A 20,016-nucleotide genomic window follows, 5' to 3' on the forward strand; every position below is an offset into this window, starting at 1 on the left:
CGGTGCGCGGCTATGCCATCATCTATCTGGTGTTTCTTTATGCACCGATTTTGCTTTTGCCGCTGTTTGCGTTCAATGACGCGACCATCATCGCCTTTCCACTGCAGGGGTTCACAACCCAATGGTTCCGCGAATTGCCAGCGATCCCCGCCTTGGTGGGGTCGGTGCAAACCAGCCTGACGATCGCATCGATCACGGCGTTGATTGCGACGCTTTTGGGAATTTGCGCCGCGCGGGCGGGGGTAGGCTATCAGTTCCCCTTCAAGCGCGGCATATTGGGGCTGATCATGTTGCCGCTGGTCTTGCCGGAAATCATCGTGGCGGTGGCGCTTTTGGTGGTGTTTTTACAACTGGGGTTACCATTGGGCAATTGGGCGGTCATTGCGGGTCATGTGCTGATCTGCATGCCGTTTTGCATCGCCATTCTGAATTCCAGCTTTCAAAATATCGATCCTGCTTTGGAAGAGGCCGCGCGTGATCTGGGCGAAAGCCCGTTCAGCGCGTTTCGTCTCGTGACCCTGCCGCTGGTCTGGCCTGGCATCATCGCGTCATTGCTGATCAGTTTCACCATCAGTCTGGATGAATTCATCATCGCGTTTTTCCTGACATCTACCGATCCGACCTTGCCTGTCTACCTATGGTCGCAACTGCGCTTTCCTGCCAAACTGCCCGTGGTTATGGCGCTTGGCACGATCCTTGTGGCGCTGTCGATTTGCTTGCTGGTGTTTGCCGAATGGATGCGCAGACGCGGGCTTAGACGGGCAGGGCTCAAGGACACAGGGGGCTTTTTATGAGCATCATCAGGCTGACAGCTGTGCAAAAACACTACGGCGATTACCATGCGCTGCGCGATATTGATCTGTCTATCGAAGCGGGCGAGTTTTTCTCTCTGCTTGGGCCCTCGGGCTGCGGCAAGACCACGCTTTTGCGCACCATCGCGGGGTTCGAGCAGGTCAGCGACGGCACAGTGATGATCAGTGATCGGGATATGAACGGCGTGCCAGCCAATCAACGCCCGACCAATATGGTATTTCAAAGCTACGCCATTTTTCCGCATCTGAACGTGGCCGAAAATGTGGCCTTTGGCCTGCGCAAATCGGGCATGTCAAAAGCCGAGCGATCCAAAGCCGTTGATGAGGCGTTGGCAATGGTTGGTCTTGCAGGGTTCGGCAGCCGCGCGGCCAACGCTTTGTCAGGTGGACAGCGGCAACGCGTGGCTTTGGCGCGCGCATTGATCCTGAAGCCCAAGGTTTTGCTATTGGACGAACCCTTGTCGGCGCTTGACAAAAAGCTGCGTGAACAGATGCAATCAGAATTGCGCCGCTTGCAGCGGCAGGTCGGCATCACGTTCATTCTTGTCACACACGACCAGGAAGAAGCGCTGATCATGTCGGATCGCATCGCGGTGATGTTTGAAGGACGCATTGCCCAATTGGCCGACCCCCAAACGCTCTATCGGCGCCCGATCAGCCGCCAAGTGGGAGAGTTTATCGGCTTTATGAATATTCTGCAGGCCGATGTCGTGGGAACGGATCCAATCGCACTGACCATCGCAGGGCTTGGACGCATCACGCTTGCGCCAGATCAAGCGCCGGCGGGGGCGCGGCTTGGTCCAGCTTATGTGGGGATCCGTCCTGAAACCATGTCGATCCTTTTTGACGGCGAGGCCGATCGCGGCACAGTTGCTCCGGCAACCATTACAGAAGTCGAATACTATGGCGATATGACCTATTATGATCTTCAAATTGACGGTGTTGCCAAACCCCTGGCCCTGTCGATGAAAAATCTGGTGGGTCGGCCCATTCTGGATGTTGGCACGCAAACACGGGTCAGTTGGAACGCAGGATCCATCGTGCTGTTCAACGACCAGCAGGCAGATTATTCTTGAATAATCTGCCGCCGCAAAAACCTTCTTGGAAGGTTTTTCTATGCGTCGGGGTCAATCAGTCCCAAACCGCGCAAGTAAATCCCGATACCTGATTCCAACAAGTCCTCAGGCGGGAAGGGGCTGCGCGTGCCGGGGCTGCCACGGGCGAATAATTCGACGACCCCGTGACTCATCGCCCAGATATGGGCGGAAAACATCTGGGGCGGCGGCCGTTTTTCTGGCGGGATATGTTCAGATAAATCCGTCGCGGCTTTTTCCAGCACACCTAAGGCGCGTGTCGCCACTGCGTTCAATTCAGGGGTCCGCTGGATCGAAACGCCGCTTTCGAACATGGCGACATAATGCCCGGGATAGCGGCGCGCAAAGGCGAGATAGGCCCGACCTGTCGCTTCAAATGCGGCAAGGGCAGAGGGTTTATCGCTGTAAGCAAATTCGAGCAGGTCAGCAAAGATTTCGTAGCCTTGGCGCGCGGCTTCCGCAATCAACTCTTCGCGGCCTTCAAAGTGCCGGTAAACGGCTGCGGGTGTCACGCCTGCGGTTTTGGATGCCTCTGACAGGGTAAATCCCGTCGGGCCCTTTTCCTCGATCAGACGCAGGGCAGCATCGACCAGCGCTTGGCGAAGGTTGCCGTGATGATAGCCGCGTTTAGGCATCCCACACCATGGGGCCACCCGCAATCGCAGGGTCCATCTTGCCGATCGCTGATGCGTCTTTGCCAGTGTAGTCCAACTGGCCAAGCAATGTCTGGATGGCAGCGATACGGGCGCGGCGTTTGTCATCACTGCGCACAACCGTCCAAGGTGTCACATCCGTATGGGTTTTCTTGAGCGTCTCGCCAATCGCCGCCGTATAGCCATCCCATTTCCTGAGGCCTTCAACATCGATCCAGGAGAGTTTCCATTGTTTAAGGGGGTCGCCTTCGCGGTCCATAAAGCGGCGCAACTGTTCGGCGCGCCCCACATTCAGCCACAGCTTGACCAGTTTGACCCCGTCATCGACCAACATCTGTTCAAACGGAACCACCTGGCTGAACCAATGTTTGCGTTGCTCGGGCGTGCAGAAGCCAAAAACATGTTCCACCACGCCGCGATTGTACCAGCTGCGATCGAAAAAGGTGATCTGACCGCCCGAGGGCAGGTGATCAATGTAGCGCTGAAAATACCATTGGCTGGCTTCGGCATCTGTGGGTTTGGACAGCGCCACCACTTTTGCGCCCCGCGGGTTCAGGTTTTCGCGAAACCGTTTGATCGTGCCGCCTTTGCCAGCGGCGTCGCGGCCCTCAAACACCACGGCGACGCGGGCGCCGCTTTCCTTGACCCATGATTGCATCTTGACCAGCTCGATCTGCAAAGCGGCCAGATGCGCCTCATAGTCTTTGCGGTCCTGACGTTCGGTGTAGGGGTAGGAGGGGTTCAGGATACGCCCTTTTTTAGCCTCTTTGATCCGTGTGCGGACCTCATCAGGCGCTTCGTTTTTGAAGTAGTCTGTGATCGCGCCATCAAAAGGTGTGCTCATGCGTGTTTCTCCCGGTTGGCCCAGTATGGCGTGGGTTCAAAGCCGTGACCAGCCCGTGATTGCGCCCTAACGCAAACGTCCAATTGCTTCGACAATCTGCGCGACGCTGGTGTGTTGGGGCATATGTCCAATGCCCTCAAGTCTGGTCAGCCGCGCATTTGGCAAAAGGGCGGCAAGTGGTTCGCTGTGAATGGTCAGCGGCACAATGGTATCGGCCGTGCCGTGCAGGATTTCGACGGGCGTCTGAATATCGGCGTAATGCGCGCTCATCTCAACGACATGGGGGCGCAGGCTGTTGACCTGCCGCGCATTGGCGCGCAGCTGACTGCGCCGAATGGTCAAAAACAGGCCCAGATGGTCGGCATAGCCTTCAGGTGGGTCTTGCGGCGCGAAAATGCCCGACACAACATCATCCGCAGCACTTACGGGGGCAAAGGCGGTGATCAACGGCACCACGGTCGCGCCACCAAGCGAACTTGCGTTGATGCGGTAGCTGGTGTCCAGCGATCCCGGCCAAGGCATTGTCGCACCAGACACATTGACAATGCCACGTGCATGATCGGGAAATTCCAACCCCCAAGCCATCGCCACGGCACCGCCATAGCTGTGGCCCAAAACAATCGGGCGTTCGACACCAAGCTGATCTGCTGCCGCCTTCAGCATGCGTGCCTGCTGGCGTGGGCTTTCGGCGGCCGTGTTGAACGCCCCACCAAATTCATCTGACAAACGGTCTGTATATCCAAGGCCCGGACGGTCAAAGGCGATCACGCGGTAATTGTCCTTGACCGCGTCGATGAACCCCAGGGTCCAGTCGCGCACATTGCCCGACGCGCCGTGGATCAACACCAGATCAGGGCCTTGACCTGTGACATAGGCGTGCACCCGCCTGCCATCCACCTCAACAAACTGGCCGATTGGTGGATGGGTTTGCAGCCCTTGCGCTTCGCGCTTGTCCGCGCGTTTGTCCACGATGGCACAGCCGCCAAGGGCGGCGACAGCGACAGCGAGGCTAAGTGCCAATTTTGGTAAGGTCATAAGGCGTTGTCTGATATATTTCGTTAATCCAGTTTCCATATAGGAGGTGCGCGTGGCTTCTCCAGCGGTTCTGAGGCATTTGTGATGGGTCGTCGTTAGGATAATAGTTGGCAGGCACATTGATCGGCGTGCCTTCGGCGACATCGCGGTCATATTCTTGTTTGAGCGTGCCACTGTCATATTCAAAGTGATTGAAGATATAGAGCGCACGGTGTGCGGGATCTTTGACCAGACAGGGGCCAACCTCATCACTGCCCAACAGCGTGGTCAGACCGTCAGCCGCATCAATCTCGTCTTGGCGCATTTCTGTCCAGCGGCTGACGGGGATGACGCAGTCATCGGAAAATCCACGCAGGTAGGGCGACGCGGGATCAAGGTTTTTATGCCGAAAACAGCCAAAGGCCTTCGCATCCAGAATATGTTTTTTCACATTGTGGAAATAGTTAATCATGGCCATTCCCCCCCAACAGACACCAAAGGTGGAATGCACATGGGTTTGGGTCCACTCAAACACCTCGCGCAGTTCGTCCCAATAGGTGACCTGCTCAAAAGGCAGATGTTCAATCGGCGCACCCGTGATGATCAGCCCGTCAAAATACTGGTCCTTCATCTCCTGAAACGGACGATAGAATTCCTCCATATGCTCGGCTGCGGTATTCTTTGTCTGATGTTCGGACATGCGGATCAACGACAGCTCAATCTGAAGCGGTGTCGCACCGATCAGGCGGGCAAACTGGTTTTCCGTCTGAATCTTTTTGGGCATCAGGTTCAATAAGGCAATCCGCAAGGGGCGGATGTCCTGACGGGCGGCGGCATCTTCGTCCATGACGCTGACACCCTCGCGGGTCAGAACGTCATAGGCGGGCAGGTTGGACGGCAATTTGATAGGCATGGTTTAACTTCGCCTTTTAACCGATTGAATTTGCGATAGTTTCTATAAAGTCCTGTGGCGTTTGAACGCGCATCATATCAGCGGCTTTGACGGTAACGCCCCATTTGGCCATTTCGGCATAGCGCGGTTGGCGGTAGTCCATCGATTTGCGGTAGGCCACGCGAATGAAGGCATCAGGATCAACTTCGTCTTCTGACACGTTGTTTTCGCTCAGGTATTCCTGCCAAACCTTCTGGGTGAACGACAGATTATAACACATCGGCTTGGGGTCGCGATCAAAGCGGTCCACCAATTTGCCGTTATGTTCTTCGGTGCCTTCGATCCAGACAAGCAGCGCATCCTTGGACAAGGCGGTCAGTATTTCATCATCGGGATCACTGGGGTCCACCCATTCGCAGATGGATCCGCCCGTATCGCAGATGAAGTGGTCATAGCCGTAAATATCCTTGGCCTTGTCCATAAAGCGGCTTGTGTCCAGAAGGGCGGCACACTCGGCAGCGCGGAACTGCTTTTGGCGGCGCATATATTCGTCAAACCCAAGCGCCCCTTTGCCCGGTTTGCCCGTATAATCGGCAACCGCCGTCAGATCGTGATCGTGGATGTTGAGCCCAAGATAAATCGCATCGCGGCGCAGCAGGTTGGCCAATGCCGGCACTTTCATCGCCTCGCGCTTGAGATTGTCGGTGATGTGTTCGGCCATGTAACGCGTGCCGATGCGGTAATCGATGGCATAGTGAAACCATTCGCCCGTGTGCTGCAACATCTCTGAGACATGGGTTTTACCAAGGCCTGACATCGCAAAAAGCACCACACGTTTGTTGGGCGCGGCACGCCAGTCGTCTGCGGTTTTGTAGATCATGATAAAGGCCTCTTTTCTGGCAGTCTTTCCCAGATAGACCTGCCTTATAGACGGCGCAAGAGGCGACCCGACAGCACCAGCAACCCAAGCGCAAGAATGGCAAAGCCCGCATAGGCATTCCACGGCAGTTGTTCTGCGCGCACCACGGCCCCAAGCACCACGGCAATGGGCGCAATCATCAAAGTGCACAGCATGACATTTGCGCTGCCCGCCATGCCCAACACGCGGTAGTAAAACACATAGGCCAGCGCGGTTGCGATCACAGCATAATAGCCAATCGCCAGCCATGTGCCCGCCTGTAGATCCATGCGGATCGGCCCTTCAAACACCCATGCGGCGGGCACCATGATCAGGGTTGAGGCTGTCAACATGCCAGCAGATGCAACAATAGGGTGCAGGCCCGCCAGATGGATGCGCCCCCAAGCGCCTGCAAAAGCGTAGCTGAGGGTCCCGCCAATCACGGCCAGCTGCGCCAGCGACGTGATGTTAAAACTGCGCAGGCTATCTATGCCCAAAACGGTGATGACGCCCGCAAACCCCAATGCCACGCCGATAATCTTGCGCCGCGTCAGACGTTCGTCCGCGAAAACAAGCGCCGCGACCAAGGCGCCAAAAATCGCCGTAGAGGCGTTAAAAATACTGGTCAGCCCCGTTTCGATATAAAGCTGCCCCCATGCCATCAATCCAAACGGGATGATGTTATTTAGAAGCCCCATCACCAGAAAGGCGCCCCACAGCCCCGCGCTGCGCGGCAGGGGCAAACGGCGCAGGGCCACAACGCCCCAAAGGATCAGCATGGCCCACCCGCAGCGGTGCGCCACACTGGTTAACACGCCGATTTCGTCCAGCGCCACACGGATCGACAGGAAAGAGCCGCCCCAGATAAGCGACAACACCACAAGTTCCGCCCACGCACGCCCAGAGAGAGTTTTTTGTTCCGTCATTCCCAAGGCTTATGCCCAGAAGTCGATTGATGCGACCCGAAACCTGCGCAAAGAAAAAGCCCCGCCAAATGACGGGGCTTTCCAAAAGTCATGTCGACCACTTTAGAAGTTGTAGCCCAGACGAATACCTGCGCCAAAGACCTTGTTGTCTTCAAATGTGGCCGCTTGACCAGGGGCCAGCGGCACCGACTGGTCGCCCAAACGACCCATGGATACGCCAGCAGTCAAAACCATTGGGCCTTCTGTGTATGTGGCGGCGAGGCCGAAGGTTTCGGACCCTGTTGTGGGGGCCAGCAAGGTGTCACCAGGACGGCTGCCCGATGATTCATAACCATAGGTGGCAGCCACCGACCAATTTTCATTCAGACGACGGCCAACACCGATCGAGAACGTGGTGGTGTCTTCGGTAAATCTTACGAACTCGGTTTCCGGGCCGCTTGTGCCAAAGGCGGTCAGGTTAAACCCGTCCCACTTTGCATAGCGCACCGAGCCAAACAGCAGCGTGTCTGCAGCAATGCCTGTCTGAAACTCAAGGTTAAGGCTTTCTGGCGTCACAACGCGGAAATCAGGGATTGGCACCAGACCTCCTGTCGACGGATTCAGCGTTTGTGCATCAAAGCGATGATCAATTTCACTGTTGTAGGTCAGGGCAAAGCGCATCGCGATATCGGGACGCTCGTAGGCGACACCGACCAGATAGCCAAGGTCACGGTTGCTGGACGCATCAAGGATACCTGCGGTGGATACAATGCGCCCGCTCATTTGCTGGCTGCGCAGGCCACCGTGGACACTGAAGTTTTCGTTGAACTTGTAGCGCAAAACGCCCGTGACTGCGTTGGACGAGATATTCGCCTGCGGCTCAAAGCCCAAGGCTTCCAGCGTCGGGTTCGATGACAAGAAGGTGCCACCGTAGCTTAGGGTTACACCGAAGGGCTGATCCACGATAACTGCAAAGCTCAGTTGATCCGACAATTCGTTTTTGTAGGCAAAGCTAAGGGAATTGTAGCGGCCCAAAGGCTGGCCAAGCGGCGCTGCACCACTGTTTACGGTGCCATTGGCCTCGGGGTTCACTTGCCCGTAGCTGAATTGAAGATAGGCGCCTGTTTCGCCACCATCTTCAAACAGTGGCGACAAAAATTGGCCTGAACGGTCAATGCCCCCGGCCTGTGCTGCACCCGTTGCAAGTGCCAGCGCTGCTGCGCCCGACAATACTGTTTTCATGAATTCCATCCCTGATCGTCTGTGTGTGTTTTTCTTCCTCTGCTTCAAAACGTAGCAGATGCGCTAAAATTCGCGCAATTCTTACCCGACGTCATGACCTGCTTGACGACGCGGCGTCACAAATCTGTCACGGTTATGCGGCGCCTTTGCGGGTTTCGGACCATATGTTGGCGTAGTTGGCCCCAAAAATCACCAAAGCCCCTGCGATCACCCAAATATCAACCGGCTCTGAATAAAGCACCCAACCCACAACGCCGATCAATGGCAGGCGGATAAAGTCAATCGGGACAACAACCGTGGCAGGGGCCAAACCCACGGCCGTTGTCAGACACAAATGCGCACATAACCCCGCCAATCCGATGACCACCAAAAAGGGCAGGGCGTTTGAGGATGGCAGCGCAATATCACCATCAAGTCCCGCACAGATCAGGCCAAATATCGCCTGCAACACCACCAGCCAGAACAGGATGGATGTGGTGGATTGTGTTTGCGTCAGCTTGCGCGTCAACACGATGGATCCTGCAAAGAAAATCGCGCTGGCCGCAGCCGTGAGGGTGCCGATGGACAAGGTCTCGGCGGTGGGGCGCGTGACCATCAAAATGCCGACAAAGCCTGCGACGGCCACCAGGACGCGCAGCTTGGTGACCTTTTCGCCCAGAACAAGCAACGACAGGATCACCACCCAAAGCGGCGTTGTGAATTCCAGTGCAAAAAGCTGCGCCAGGGGGATCAGGGTTAAGGCAAAAAACCAAAGGTTTTGCCCCGTGAAATGGCATATGTTGCGCAGAAAATGGATATGCATGTCTGCACGTTGCACGGTTTTGAGGGTGCCAAGGCTGCTGGCGACCACCAGCACAACCACCACGCCGATCAAACTGCGATACATCATGATTTCAAAGGTATCGAGTTCGAAAGACACCTCGCGCCCCGCGACCGCCATAGAGCTAAAACTGACCACGGCCCCAAGCATCCACAGGCAGGCTTTGAGCGTATCGGTCATGCGATAATCCAGTCCAGATTGTCGCGCGCCATGCCAAGGCGATGCCCGACCGTCCAGATCGGGGCGCGCAGGGCATTAAAGCAAATTGCACGGGTTTCACGCCACATGCCCCGCAGATGCCTACGCAACGTGGCCTGCCGAAAGTCGGTTGTCGCGGTCTCGACTTGTGTAAATCCCGCCCAAAGGAAGGCGCGTTTCGCGCGGTCAATATGGGTGCGGCTGGTCACCACCAAAATCCGTTGATCGCGGCCAATAATATCTGCCGTGAACAGCGCGTTCTGAAGGGTCGAGCGCGAGGTCTGTTCGACGACAATGGCATCGGGTGAAACGCCCGCTTGTGCGGCCAGTTGGCCCATCAACTCGGCCTCGCTGACATTTTGGGCAGGGCTGTATCCGCTGAAAACAAGATGTGTGCCGATGCCTTCGCTAAAAAGCGCAGCACCGCGTTCAAACCGCGCCATACTTTCGTTGGTCAGCCGAATTTTATTGGTCATGCCACCTGCCAGCACAACAACAGCGTCAACTTTGTCGCCGTCAGAAAGGCTAAGGTTCGGGCTGCGACGTTCATCAAGAACAACGCTGATAAAAACAGCAAACACGCCAAGGATGCACAGACCACCGCCCACAAGGGCAGCGCGTATCAGCTTGCCGATTACTCCCATTCAATCGTGCCCGGGGGTTTGCTGGTGATGTCATATGTGACGCGGTTGATGCCTTGCACCTCGTTGATGATCCGCGTGGCCGTTTCGCCCAGAAATTCATGGGTGAAGGGATAATAATCCGCGGTCATGCCATCCACAGACGTCACGGCCCGCAACGCGCAGGCAAAGTCATAGGTGCGCCCGTCGCCCATGACACCAACGGTGCGCACGGGCAGGATTGCAACAAAGGCTTGCCAGATATCGTCATAGAGCCCGTGCTTGCGGATCTGGTCGATATAGACCGCATCTGCCTCGCGCAGGATGTCCAGCTTCTCGCGGGTGATCTCGCCGGGGCACCGGATCGCAAGGCCGGGGCCAGGAAAGGGGTGACGCCCGATGAACGACGGTGGCAGCCCAAGCTCTGCGCCAAGTGCGCGCACCTCGTCCTTGAACAGCTCGCGCAGGGGTTCAACCAGTTTGAGGCCCATCTTTTCGGGCAGGCCGCCAACATTGTGGTGGCTCTTGATCGTGACACTGGGTCCTCCGCTGAACGACACGCTTTCAATCACATCGGGATAAAGCGTGCCTTGGGCCAAAAACTCTGCGCCCTCGATGCCGTCAGCGTGCTTTTGAAAGACATCAATGAACAGACGACCAATAATTTTTCTCTTTTTTTCGGGGTCACTTACGCCATCAAGCTCACCTAAAAATAGCTCTTGTTCATCAGCGTGGATCAGGCGCATGTTATAGTTGTCGCGGAACATGGTGACGACCTCTTCGGCCTCGCCTTTGCGCAGCAAACCATGATCCACAAAAACGCAAGTCAGCTGGTCGCCAATCGCCTCATGGATCAGTACGGCGGCCACCGAGCTGTCCACGCCGCCCGACAGGCCACAGATCACCTGTTTGTCACCAACCTGTTCGCGGATCGCCTCAATCGCCTGTTCGCGGTAGGTGCCCATCGTCCAGTCGCCAGTGAACCCCGCCATACGCACGAAGTTTTCGTAAAGCATTGCGCCATTGGGCGTGTGGTGCACCTCGGGGTGGAACTGCACCGCGTAAAACCCGCGCGCCACATCGGCCGTAATGGCATAAGGCGCGTTGGGCGATGTGCCATACACCTCAAAGCCTGGCGCGATCTGGCTGACATGGTCGCCGTGGCTCATCCAGACTTGTTCTTTGTCAGTCTTGAACCAGCCTTGCAGCAATTCAAGGTCGCCATTGGCAGGGGTCACGAAGGCACGGCCAAACTCTGCAGTGCCATGACCGCTGACGACCTGACCGCCAAGCATCTGCATCATCACTTGCTGGCCGTAACAAATGCCCAGAATCGGAACACCCATATCAAAAACGGCCGCAGGCGGGCGGGGGGAACCTGCGCGTGTCACGCTGTCGGGGCCGCCACTAAAGATCACTGCCTTTGGATCAAACGCCTTCAGAAATGCGTCATCCACATTCTGATAGGGATGAATTTCGCAGTAGACGCTTAGTTCGCGCAAGCGCCGTGCAATCAGTTGGGTCACTTGGCTGCCGAAATCGATGATAAGCAACCGCTCGTGTTGGGAAATATCTGTCATATGCGGTGATTATGCCGCCTTTTGTCTGCAAGCAAGGCGCATATGTCGCTTTTGCGTGTGAAGGGGCGGATATGATGAACTGTGACGCGCGGTCGCACCGTATGAGTGAGGGACTATAGGCCTCTTTGGGGAGAACTGATCCATGACCGAAGCACCAACCCGTCGTCGCGCCCGTGGGGGCGGAGGCTCGGCTCGCCGCGCAGAACGCACCGCCGTCAGCTTTGACACTGCAAAATTTATTGAACGCAACATCCCCACGATGGATATTCTGTCGGAAGAGGCGTTGCAGATCATCGAGGCAAACGCCGAAACCCTGCTTGAAGAAGTGGGCGTGGCCTTTGTCGACAGCCCCGAAGCGCTAGCACGTTGGACATCTGTGGGTGCCACTGTGGACGGTGAACGCGTGCGCATCCCCAAAGGATTGGCCCGCAAGCTGTGCAGCACAGCGCCATCAAAGTTTACGCAACACGCCCGTAACCCTGCGCGCAATGTTGAAATCGGGGGCAACACGCTGGTCTGCGCCCCAGTCTATGGCCCGCCATTTGTGCGTGATGCCGAAGGCGGGCGGCGCTATGCGACGATGGATGACTTCAAGAAGTTCGTGAAACTGGGCTACATGTCGAAATGGTTGCACCATTCGGGCGGCACGGTGTGCGAGCCCACGGACGTGGCCGTCAACAAGCGCCATCTGGATATGTTGCTGGCCCATATGACTCTGTCGGACAAACCCTTTATGGGATCGGTGACAGAGCCAAGCCGCGCGCAGGATAGCGTTGAGATGTGCGAAATCCTCTTTGGCAAAGAGTTCGTGCAGAACAACACGGTGATGACGTCGCTGATCAACATCAATTCGCCCATGACCTTCGATAGTATCATGATGGGCGCGTTGGAGGTCTATGCAAAGAACAACCAGGCCTGCATCATCTCGCCCTTTATTGTGGGCGGGGCCATGGCGCCTGTTTCGGTTGTGGGCACATTGACCCAAGTGTTGGCCGAAGTATTGGCGGGCATCGCCTACAGCCAGATCATCCGCCCCGGTGCGCCCGTGATTTTTGGCACCTTCGTCACCTCGATCGATATGAACAGCGGCGCGCCGACGTTTGGCACACCCGAGGCCAGCCAGATCCTTTACGGGACAGGGCAGTTGGCCCGCCGTATGGGGCTGCCTTACCGCTCTGGCGGTGGGTTGTGCGCCTCGAAACTGCCTGATGCGCAAGCGGCCTACGAATCGGCCAACACGCTGAATGCGGCGTTGATGGGCGGTGTGAACTTCATGTTGCACTCTTGCGGATGGCTTGAAGGCGGTCTGGTGGCCAGTTTTGAAAAATTTGTGCTGGATGCAGACCAACTGGGAGCGTTGCACAAAATGGCCGCCGGCGTGGCGCATGATGAAAACGGCCAAGCGATGGACGCCATCCGTGAAGTGGGGCCGGGGGGCCACTACCTTGGGTGCGAACATACCCAAGCCAATTTCAAAGATGCCTTCTGGCGGTCGGATGTGTTCGACTACAAACCCTTTGAAACATGGGACGAAGAAGGGGGGCGCGACAGCCAAACACTGGCCAGCGCGCGGGTGAAAAAGATGCTGAACGATTACGTGGCACCCCCGCTTGATCCTGCGATCCACACCGCACTTGAGGCTTATGTGGCCGACAAAAAAGCGTCCGAGCCTGACGCCTTTATGTAGGCAGAGACCTCATTTGCAGGGTATTCAGGCGTGTCGTTTAAGGCGGCACGCCTTTTTTGCAGCGCATCTGCCTCTGCCAAAAGCGCGATCATCACATCGACGTGGTGAAGGGTGCTGTAGTTTGCGTCCCCCTTGCGGCGTTTGTCATTAAGGCGGCTTTCCACATCAATCAGCTTGGCCAAGGCCGCGCCGTGTTGTGCGGGAGCCGTGCCCTTGAGAACACGTTGCAGGTGCGCTTCGCGGCGATAGTCATGCAGGCCGACACGGGCGGTCTGCATCAACAGCCGCGGACGGCGCAGGGTTGCAAGCAAGCTGAGAAGATCGGTCATGTTGGTCGCCTTTTCGGTCAGAAATACAAACTGACGACGATTAAGGCACAACCTAAGCGGGTGTTGCTTTCCTGCGTCAGGACCGTTCGGCATGGTTATAATTGGTTATCTTTTAGCATCAATGATGTTCCCACGGCCTTTTTGTTAATCATCTGGTAACAATTACACGCAAGGGTTGTGTGGGGGCCTGTGGATAAATCTGTGGATAAACGTGCCAGCGGCGCGCCAACCCACAGGCAAAGACGAAGCGATATTTTGGGGACAACGCAATGACACCAATTCTTTCTGAACCAGCGGTATTTCCGTCTTGGGTACCTGATTCCGCGCGCCATTATTTGTGGCACACAGAGGCGGGGCATTCCATTCGTGCTTTGGCGCGCAACGCGGGCTGCCATGCCTCAACGGTGCTGCGTCAGGTGCGCAAGCTGGAAAACCGCCGCGAGGACATGCTGATTGACGAGGCGCTGACCCATCTGGGGGCGTTGCACAGGGACAAAACGCAAGCTCCCGAACAGAAATCAACCCATCAAAGCGGGCCTGACATCTGCACCGATGAAGCCACGATCAACAAAGAGGCCCGCCGCATCCTGCGCCGGCTGAGCGAAAGCGGCGCGATGTTGGCCGTGGCCAAGGAGATGGAAAAAGCGGTTGTTGTGCGCACAGCGGCTGACAATTCCACAACCCGCACCGCAACCGTGGATCGGCCCGTGGCCTATGCGATGGCGCTGAAGGACTGGATCAGCGTAAAATCATCAGGACGGATTACCCGCTACGAAATTACGGCCACGGGCCGCAATGCGCTCAAAGATCTGCTGGATCGCTACAGCCGTGAACTGGCCGAAGCGCAAACACCCTTTACACCGCGCGAGCACGGCACAACGCTGCTGGTGCCCAAGGATCCGCAGACGCGCTACACGGTGGGCGAGACCACTCTGGTGAGCCTTTCACGCCGCAAGGATAAATCCGGAACCCCCTTTCTGAGCGAGGATCTGGTGATTGTGGGCGAACGGCTGCGCGAGGATTTTGAGCTGGCCCAGATAGATACGCGCACCATCAAAAGTTGGGAGGCGCTTGTCGCAGGGCAGATCGATGCGCCCCAATCAGATGGATGCCCCGCGCGGCAGCGGGTGGCGGATGCGCTGCAAGACCTTGGGCCAGGTCTGGCGGATGTTGTTTTGCGCACCTGTTGCTTTCTGGAGGGGTTGGAAACGGCTGAAAAACGCATGGGATGGTCGGCACGGTCGGGCAAAATTGTGTTGCGCATCGCGCTTCAACGGCTCAAGCGCCACTACGACGAACGCTATGGCAAACACGGTCCGATGATCGGGTGATAGCGTCTCACAGGGGCGTGGCCATGCTTTGGCCACGTCGCATTTTTGTAACGTCAGCGCCCTGCGACGACACTGCTCTTGGAACGCTGTGCCAAACTAGTTAAGTGTTAAACTAACTTTGGATTTGGAGCAGCCCAATGGCCACACGTGATCTGAAAATTCCTGCTGAGCGCCACCCCGAAAAACAGCGCCGCCCCGATGCGCCGCAGCCCAAAAAACCCGATTGGATCCGCGTGAAAGCACCCGTGGGAGAGGGCTACAAAAAAACCCATGCAATCATGCGCGAGCACAAGCTGGTCACGGTCTGCGAAGAAGCCGGTTGCCCCAATGCGGGGGAATGTTGGAACCAAGGCCACGCCACCATGATGATCATGGGCGAGGTCTGCACCCGCGCCTGCACGTTTTGCAACATCGCAACGGGCAAGCCGCCCGAAGACCTTGATCCGTTTGAGCCGGGCCGCGTTGCCAATGCGGTCAAAAAACTGGGTCTGAACCATGTGGTGATCACATCTGTTGACCGTGATGATGTTGAAGATGGCGGTGCAGAACATTTTGCCCAGACCATCCGCGCGATCCGAAAACAATCGCCCAATACGACGATCGAAATCCTGACGCCTGATTTTATCCGCTGTGATCCCAAGGTGTTAGAGGTCGTTGTTGAAGCAAAACCCGATGTCTTTAACCACAACCTGGAAACCGTTCCGGGCCTTTATCCCGAGGTGCGACCCGGTGCGCGCTATTTCCATTCCCTGCGTTTGTTGCAGCGCGTGAAAGAGCTTGATCCGTCGATGTTTACCAAATCCGGCATCATGGTGGGCCTAGGTGAGGACAAACAGGCGGTTATGCAGGTGATGGAAGATATGCGCGCCGCGGATATCGATTTTTTAACCATCGGACAGTATTTGCAGCCCACCCCGAAGCACCACGCGGTTGACCGTTTTGTCACACCCGAGGAATTTAAAGCCTATGAAACGGCTGCCTATGGCAAGGGGTTTCACATGGTATCGTCGACGCCCCTGACGCGGTCGAGCTATCATGCGGGGGATGATTTTGCCCGTCTCAAAGCGGCACGTGATGCAAAACTGGCCGAAGCATAGTTAACGGTTGTTTCGCCAGCCGCGCTGCGCCTCCATCCAGTCGGGTGTGAGGCCGAGCCGTTCAGCCGCAAAAATCACGGCACATATCGCCAAGACACCTGCCGCGATCTTTATTTGCTGTTTGGACGGCGGCTTGCGCGCCCAACGGGCCATGCGCAAAAGCAGGCGCGGTGTCATAGCGACATGCCCATATCACAATTCATCGGGAAAGCGCACTTTGCCAATGTAGTCGAGGTTTCGGTTGCGTTGCGCATAGTCAATTCCGTACCCCACAACAAAATCATCGGGGATTTCAAAGCCGACCATATCGGCTTGGCAGTCCACTTCACGGCGGGTGGGTTTGTCCAACAGCACAATCGTTTTCAGCTTGGCGGGTTTGCGCGCCTTCAGCAGCCCTGACACATGTTTGAGGGTGTGGCCTGTATCGATCAAATCTTCCACCACCAGCACGTGACGTCCTTCAATCGCGCCGCGCAAGTCTTTGAGGATCCGAACCTCGCGGCTGCTTTCCATCGCATCGCCGTAGCTGCTGGCCTCCAGGAAATCGACCTCGACGACCATGTCCAATTCGCGCACCAAATCGGCGATAAACACAAACGATCCACGCAACAGCCCCACGACAACCAGTTTGTCGACATCTGCAAACTCCGCTTCGATCTCGCGGGCCAGTTCTTCGATGCGGGCTGCAATCGCTTTGGCAGTGATAAGAGGGTCGATTACATAAGGACGCGACATATAGGCCATTCCACTTGATTTTTCGGCCTTAACATACGACATCTTGCCCGACTGTCACGAAAGAAAATGAGCGATGCCAACCCATTCCGAGACCCGCGTTCTGCCGTATACTGCACAGCAAATGTATGATCTTGTAGCGGATGTTGCCAACTATCCGCAATTTTTGCCGTGGTGCGCCGCCGCGCGGATCAGATCGCGCACACCGCAGGGCGATACGGAGGTGATGGAGGCCGATCTGGTGATCAGCTTCAAGGTATTCCGAGAACGGTTTGGCAGCCGTGTTGTATTGCACCCCGAAGATCACAAGATCGACACCGCCTATATTGATGGGCCTTTCCGCTACATGGAATCCACTTGGAAATTCAAGGATGTAGAGGGTGGTGTTGAAGTGAATTTCTTTGTTGATTTTGAATTCAAGAACGCAATCCTGCAAGGCATTATCGGGGTCGTTTTCAACGAAGCCATGCAGCGGATTGTGCGGGCGTTCGAGCGCCGTGCGGCAGCGTTGTATTCAGGCAGCTGAACGTGCCATCCTGCCCGCAACACGTAAGGGCAAGCTATGGGCATCACGGAACACCTCGTTGAATTATGTAGCACTGTGCATGGCGGGCCGCTGACCGATCCCGCGCTCGATGTCATGCGCCTGTCGGTGCTTGATTGGGCGGCGGTGGCCATCGCGGGGCGGGCCGAACCTGTGGCCCGCATCATTGCCGAGGTTGAGATGCAAAACGGTGGTGCGGCGCAGGCCAGTGTGGTGGGCCGTACCACGCGGCTACCAATGCGCGGGGCTGCGATGGTCAATGGCACGGCGGCCCACGCCCTTGATTTTGACGACACCCATTTTGCCCATATCGGTCATCCCAGTGCGGTGATCGTCTCTGCCGTTTTGGCCATGGCAGAACATGCTGATGCGCAGGCAGATGCGTTTTTGCGCGCGGCTCTTGTGGGGGCCGAAGCAACGGTGCGCGTTGGTGTCTGGCTAGGCCGCACCCATTATGAGGCGGGATTTCACCAAACAGCGACGGCTGGCATGATTGGCGCGGCCGTCGCGGGGGCTGCACTTTTCGAATTGGACGCGGTCCAGACCCGCAGTGCGATCGGCTTGGCGGCGACACGTGCGGCGGGGCTCAAGCTGCAGTTCGGGACGATGGGCAAACCCTATCACGCGGGCATGGCGGCCGCGGGCGCGGTAGAGGCTGTGCACGCAGCCAAATTGGGACTGGATGGCGCACAGGAGGTGTTGGATGGCCCGTTCGGATTTGGCGCCAATCATCATGGGGCGGGCGATATGTCGGCCTTCGCCTCAACGGAATTCCTGTTTGCGCAGGTCAGCCATAAGTTTCACGCCTGTTGCCACGGCACCCATGCGGCCATTGAGGCGCTGATTGATTTGCGCCCGGATTGCGCGCCCGAACATGTCAGATCCGTTGAGATCACAGTGCATCCGCGCTGGTTTGACGTGTGCAACATCGCAAGTCCGCAAACGCGGCTCGAGGCGAAATTCAGCCTGCGATTGACCGCCGCCTTGGCGCTGATGGGGCGTGCGATGACCAGTGATCTGGCCTTTGAGCCTTCGGTTATTCTTGCGCCTGATGTGGTGGCGCTGCGCGACTGCGTGACGGTTCTGGGTGACGAAGCCTTGCGCGACACGCAAGCCCGCGTGCGCGTGACAACCCGTGATGGCATGCTGGAGGCTGAGCATGATCTGGCCGTGCCAGCGCCCTTTGCGGCGCGTCTGATGCGGGTGCAGGAAAAGGCCGAAGCCTTGATTGGCCGTGCCTTGGCAGATGAGATTTGGTCCGCGTTAAGTGCGGGTGCAACCGTGGACATCCCGGCGCTGACAGCAGCACTGCGCCAATAGGCAGGGTGCCAAGAAAAAGGGCACCCCGTCGCAAGGGCGCCCTTGGTGGATTATCGCGTGTTGTGATCAGCTGGCATGATCATAGGCGCGTTCGCCGTGCACGGCCAGATCCAGTCCTGTCGTCTCTGTTTCGGCATCGACGCGCAGCGGTGTGATCAGCTTGCACACAAAGACCAACACGACCGAAACCACGATGGTATAGACGCCCACAATCGCAAGTGACCCAAGCTGTGCAGCCCATGATCCTGCGCCGAAGGCGGCGATCATGATGGTGCCGAAGATACCGCCAACGCCGTGGACCGCAAAGACATCCAGCGTATCATCGATTTTCAGACCATTGCGGATCAGTGTCACGGCTTCCTGGCACAAGATGCCCGCAACACCGCCGATGATCAGCGCTTCAATCGGGCCGACAAAGCCAGACGCGGGCGTGATAGAGGCAAGCCCTGCAATGGTGCCCGTGACGATACCCACAAGCGAGGCCTTGCCGAATTTCACACGTTCCCAAAGGGCCCATGACAGCGATGCAGTCGCAGCCGAGATATGTGTAACGGTCAGCGCCATCGCCGCGCCGCCATCCGCGGCCAGTTGCGAGCCGCCGTTGAAACCGAACCAACCGACCCAGAGCATCGCGGCACCGATCATCACATAGCCCGGGTTATGGGGTGGTTTGTTCTGGTCACGGCGGCTGCCGAGCATCACAGCAATGACCAGAGCAGCCAGACCTGCGGTTTCGTGCACCACAATGCCGCCTGCAAAGTCACGTGCGCCAACATCCCCGAAAAGACCACCATCGGCCAACATGCCACCGCCCCAGATCCAGTGGACGACAGGTGCATAGCAGATCAGCATCCAAAGCCCCGAGAACAGCAGCACAAAGCCAAAACCGATCCGTTCGACATAAGCACCAACGATCAGCGCGGGGGTGATGATCGCGAAGGTCATCTGGAAGGCAAAGAACAGGATTTCAGGAATAGTGCCCGAAACTGTATTGGCGTCGATTCCCAAAAGGAACATCTTGTCCAATCCACCCCATAGCCCCGATGTGCCGCCGCCAAAGGCGATAGAGTATCCAACGACCAGCCAGAGCACGCTCATCAAGCAGGCGATGGCGTAGCACTGCATGAATACACTCAGCACATTGCGCCCGCGCACAAGCCCGCCGTAAAACAGGGCAAGGCCCGGAAGTGTCATGAATAAAACGAGAGCTGTGGCCACGATGATCCACGCTGTATCGGCTCCAACCATTTTGATGTCCCCTTAGGTCTTTTGGTGTGTTGGCGCTGCTTTTGACACCGCCAGTCGCCTAGAAAAGAGGCAAGTACACAAATTGCTGTATAATTACTGTGCAATCTGTAAATCGCTTAAAATAAGTGCGTAATAATTCAGCTTTGCCCAAAAAGG

At 56.9% G+C, this 20,016-nt stretch carries 21 protein-coding genes; 7 read left to right on the forward strand and 14 right to left on the reverse strand.

Features of this window, described 5'->3' with window-relative positions; genetic code table 11:
* The first annotated feature begins 2 nt into the window (after nucleotides 1–2).
* On the forward strand, nucleotides 3–794 hold the full coding sequence (locus L1065_RS00635) for an ABC transporter permease subunit (RefSeq protein ID WP_237093513.1): 792 nt from the start codon (nucleotides 3–5) through the stop codon (nucleotides 792–794).
* Nucleotides 791–1,888, forward strand: coding sequence for an ABC transporter ATP-binding protein (locus L1065_RS00640; protein WP_237093514.1), 1,098 nt, complete (start codon nucleotides 791–793; stop codon nucleotides 1,886–1,888). Before L1065_RS00635 ends, L1065_RS00640 begins: the two co-directional genes overlap by 4 nt.
* A gap of 38 nt (nucleotides 1,889–1,926) precedes the next feature.
* On the opposite strand, the gene L1065_RS00645 is transcribed toward L1065_RS00640, so the two are convergent.
* The 10 genes from L1065_RS00645 to guaA all read right to left on the reverse strand — a co-directional run bounded on the left by L1065_RS00645 (nucleotide 1,927) and on the right by guaA (nucleotide 11,572).
* Nucleotides 1,927–2,541, reverse strand: coding sequence for a TetR/AcrR family transcriptional regulator (locus L1065_RS00645; protein WP_237093515.1), 615 nt, complete (start codon nucleotides 2,539–2,541; stop codon nucleotides 1,927–1,929).
* Nucleotides 2,534–3,403, reverse strand: a complete 870-nt coding sequence (ppk2, locus tag L1065_RS00650; protein WP_237093516.1) for a polyphosphate kinase 2 — start codon at nucleotides 3,401–3,403, stop codon at nucleotides 2,534–2,536. The genes L1065_RS00645 and ppk2 overlap by 8 nt, the downstream gene beginning before the upstream one ends.
* Before the next feature lie 66 nt (nucleotides 3,404–3,469).
* Nucleotides 3,470–4,438: an alpha/beta fold hydrolase gene (locus L1065_RS00655; protein WP_237093517.1), complete on the reverse strand. Its 969-nt coding sequence runs from the start codon at nucleotides 4,436–4,438 to the stop codon at nucleotides 3,470–3,472.
* Nucleotides 4,413–5,330, reverse strand: coding sequence for a homoserine O-succinyltransferase (gene metA, locus L1065_RS00660; RefSeq protein WP_237093518.1), 918 nt, complete (start codon nucleotides 5,328–5,330; stop codon nucleotides 4,413–4,415). The genes L1065_RS00655 and metA overlap by 26 nt, the downstream gene beginning before the upstream one ends.
* A gap of 16 nt (nucleotides 5,331–5,346) precedes the next feature.
* Entirely contained in the window at nucleotides 5,347–6,189 is an 843-nt protein-coding gene (locus L1065_RS00665) for an ATPase (protein WP_237093519.1), read from the reverse strand.
* A gap of 44 nt (nucleotides 6,190–6,233) precedes the next feature.
* Entirely contained in the window at nucleotides 6,234–7,133 is a 900-nt protein-coding gene (locus tag L1065_RS00670) for a DMT family transporter (RefSeq protein ID WP_237093520.1), read from the reverse strand.
* A gap of 102 nt (nucleotides 7,134–7,235) precedes the next feature.
* Nucleotides 7,236–8,354, reverse strand: coding sequence for an OmpP1/FadL family transporter (locus tag L1065_RS00675; protein WP_237093521.1), 1,119 nt, complete (start codon nucleotides 8,352–8,354; stop codon nucleotides 7,236–7,238).
* A gap of 133 nt (nucleotides 8,355–8,487) precedes the next feature.
* On the reverse strand, nucleotides 8,488–9,354 hold the full coding sequence (locus L1065_RS00680) for a DMT family transporter (RefSeq protein WP_237093522.1): 867 nt from the start codon (nucleotides 9,352–9,354) through the stop codon (nucleotides 8,488–8,490).
* Complete coding sequence (locus tag L1065_RS00685; protein WP_237093523.1) at nucleotides 9,351–10,016, reverse strand: YdcF family protein; 666 nt, start codon at nucleotides 10,014–10,016, stop codon at nucleotides 9,351–9,353. The genes L1065_RS00680 and L1065_RS00685 overlap by 4 nt, the downstream gene beginning before the upstream one ends.
* A complete protein-coding gene (gene guaA / locus L1065_RS00690; protein ID WP_237093524.1) occupies nucleotides 10,007–11,572 on the reverse strand; it encodes a glutamine-hydrolyzing GMP synthase in 1,566 nt (521 codons plus the stop codon). Before guaA ends, L1065_RS00685 begins: the two co-directional genes overlap by 10 nt.
* A gap of 142 nt (nucleotides 11,573–11,714) precedes the next feature.
* Here guaA and L1065_RS00695 point away from each other — a divergent pair, with 142 nt between their 5' ends.
* On the forward strand, nucleotides 11,715–13,259 hold the full coding sequence (locus L1065_RS00695; protein WP_237093525.1) for a trimethylamine methyltransferase family protein: 1,545 nt from the start codon (nucleotides 11,715–11,717) through the stop codon (nucleotides 13,257–13,259).
* Here the strand turns inward: L1065_RS00695 and L1065_RS00700 are convergent.
* The gene (locus L1065_RS00700; protein WP_237093526.1) at nucleotides 13,214–13,588 is read right to left on the reverse strand and encodes a DUF6477 family protein; all 375 of its coding nucleotides are present in this window, start codon (nucleotides 13,586–13,588) and stop codon (nucleotides 13,214–13,216) included. The two genes, L1065_RS00695 and L1065_RS00700, sit on opposite strands and share 46 nt — an antisense overlap.
* A gap of 269 nt (nucleotides 13,589–13,857) precedes the next feature.
* On the opposite strand from L1065_RS00700, the gene L1065_RS00705 reads away from it, so the two are divergent.
* Together L1065_RS00705 and lipA are read left to right on the forward strand one after the other, a co-directional pair.
* Nucleotides 13,858–14,919, forward strand: coding sequence for a DUF6456 domain-containing protein (locus L1065_RS00705; RefSeq protein WP_237093527.1), 1,062 nt, complete (start codon nucleotides 13,858–13,860; stop codon nucleotides 14,917–14,919).
* Between the two features lie 137 nt (nucleotides 14,920–15,056).
* Nucleotides 15,057–16,016, forward strand: coding sequence for a lipoyl synthase (lipA, locus tag L1065_RS00710; RefSeq protein ID WP_237093528.1), 960 nt, complete (start codon nucleotides 15,057–15,059; stop codon nucleotides 16,014–16,016).
* On the opposite strand, the gene L1065_RS00715 is transcribed toward lipA, so the two are convergent.
* Both L1065_RS00715 and hpt read right to left on the reverse strand, forming a co-directional pair.
* Nucleotides 16,017–16,193, reverse strand: coding sequence for a hypothetical protein (locus L1065_RS00715; RefSeq protein ID WP_237093529.1), 177 nt, complete (start codon nucleotides 16,191–16,193; stop codon nucleotides 16,017–16,019).
* Between the two features lie 15 nt (nucleotides 16,194–16,208).
* On the reverse strand, nucleotides 16,209–16,793 hold the full coding sequence (hpt, locus tag L1065_RS00720; RefSeq protein WP_237093530.1) for a hypoxanthine phosphoribosyltransferase: 585 nt from the start codon (nucleotides 16,791–16,793) through the stop codon (nucleotides 16,209–16,211).
* A 31-nt stretch (nucleotides 16,794–16,824) separates the two neighbouring features.
* Here hpt and L1065_RS00725 point away from each other — a divergent pair, with 31 nt between their 5' ends.
* Nucleotides 16,825–17,274 carry a type II toxin-antitoxin system RatA family toxin gene (locus L1065_RS00725; RefSeq protein WP_237093531.1) on the forward strand — a complete coding sequence of 150 codons (450 nt, stop codon included), beginning with the start codon at nucleotides 16,825–16,827 and terminating at the stop codon, nucleotides 17,272–17,274.
* 36 nt (nucleotides 17,275–17,310) lie between these two features.
* On the forward strand, nucleotides 17,311–18,612 hold the full coding sequence (locus L1065_RS00730; RefSeq protein WP_237093532.1) for an MmgE/PrpD family protein: 1,302 nt from the start codon (nucleotides 17,311–17,313) through the stop codon (nucleotides 18,610–18,612).
* Between the two features lie 66 nt (nucleotides 18,613–18,678).
* On the opposite strand, the gene L1065_RS00735 is transcribed toward L1065_RS00730, so the two are convergent.
* Nucleotides 18,679–19,860 carry an ammonium transporter gene (locus L1065_RS00735; RefSeq protein WP_237093533.1) on the reverse strand — a complete coding sequence of 394 codons (1,182 nt, stop codon included), beginning with the start codon at nucleotides 19,858–19,860 and terminating at the stop codon, nucleotides 18,679–18,681.
* Between the last annotated feature and the right edge of the window lie 156 nt (nucleotides 19,861–20,016).

The organism is Nereida sp. MMG025, from assembly GCF_021654165.1.
In the GTDB taxonomy this organism is placed as follows: domain Bacteria; phylum Pseudomonadota; class Alphaproteobacteria; order Rhodobacterales; family Rhodobacteraceae; genus Nereida.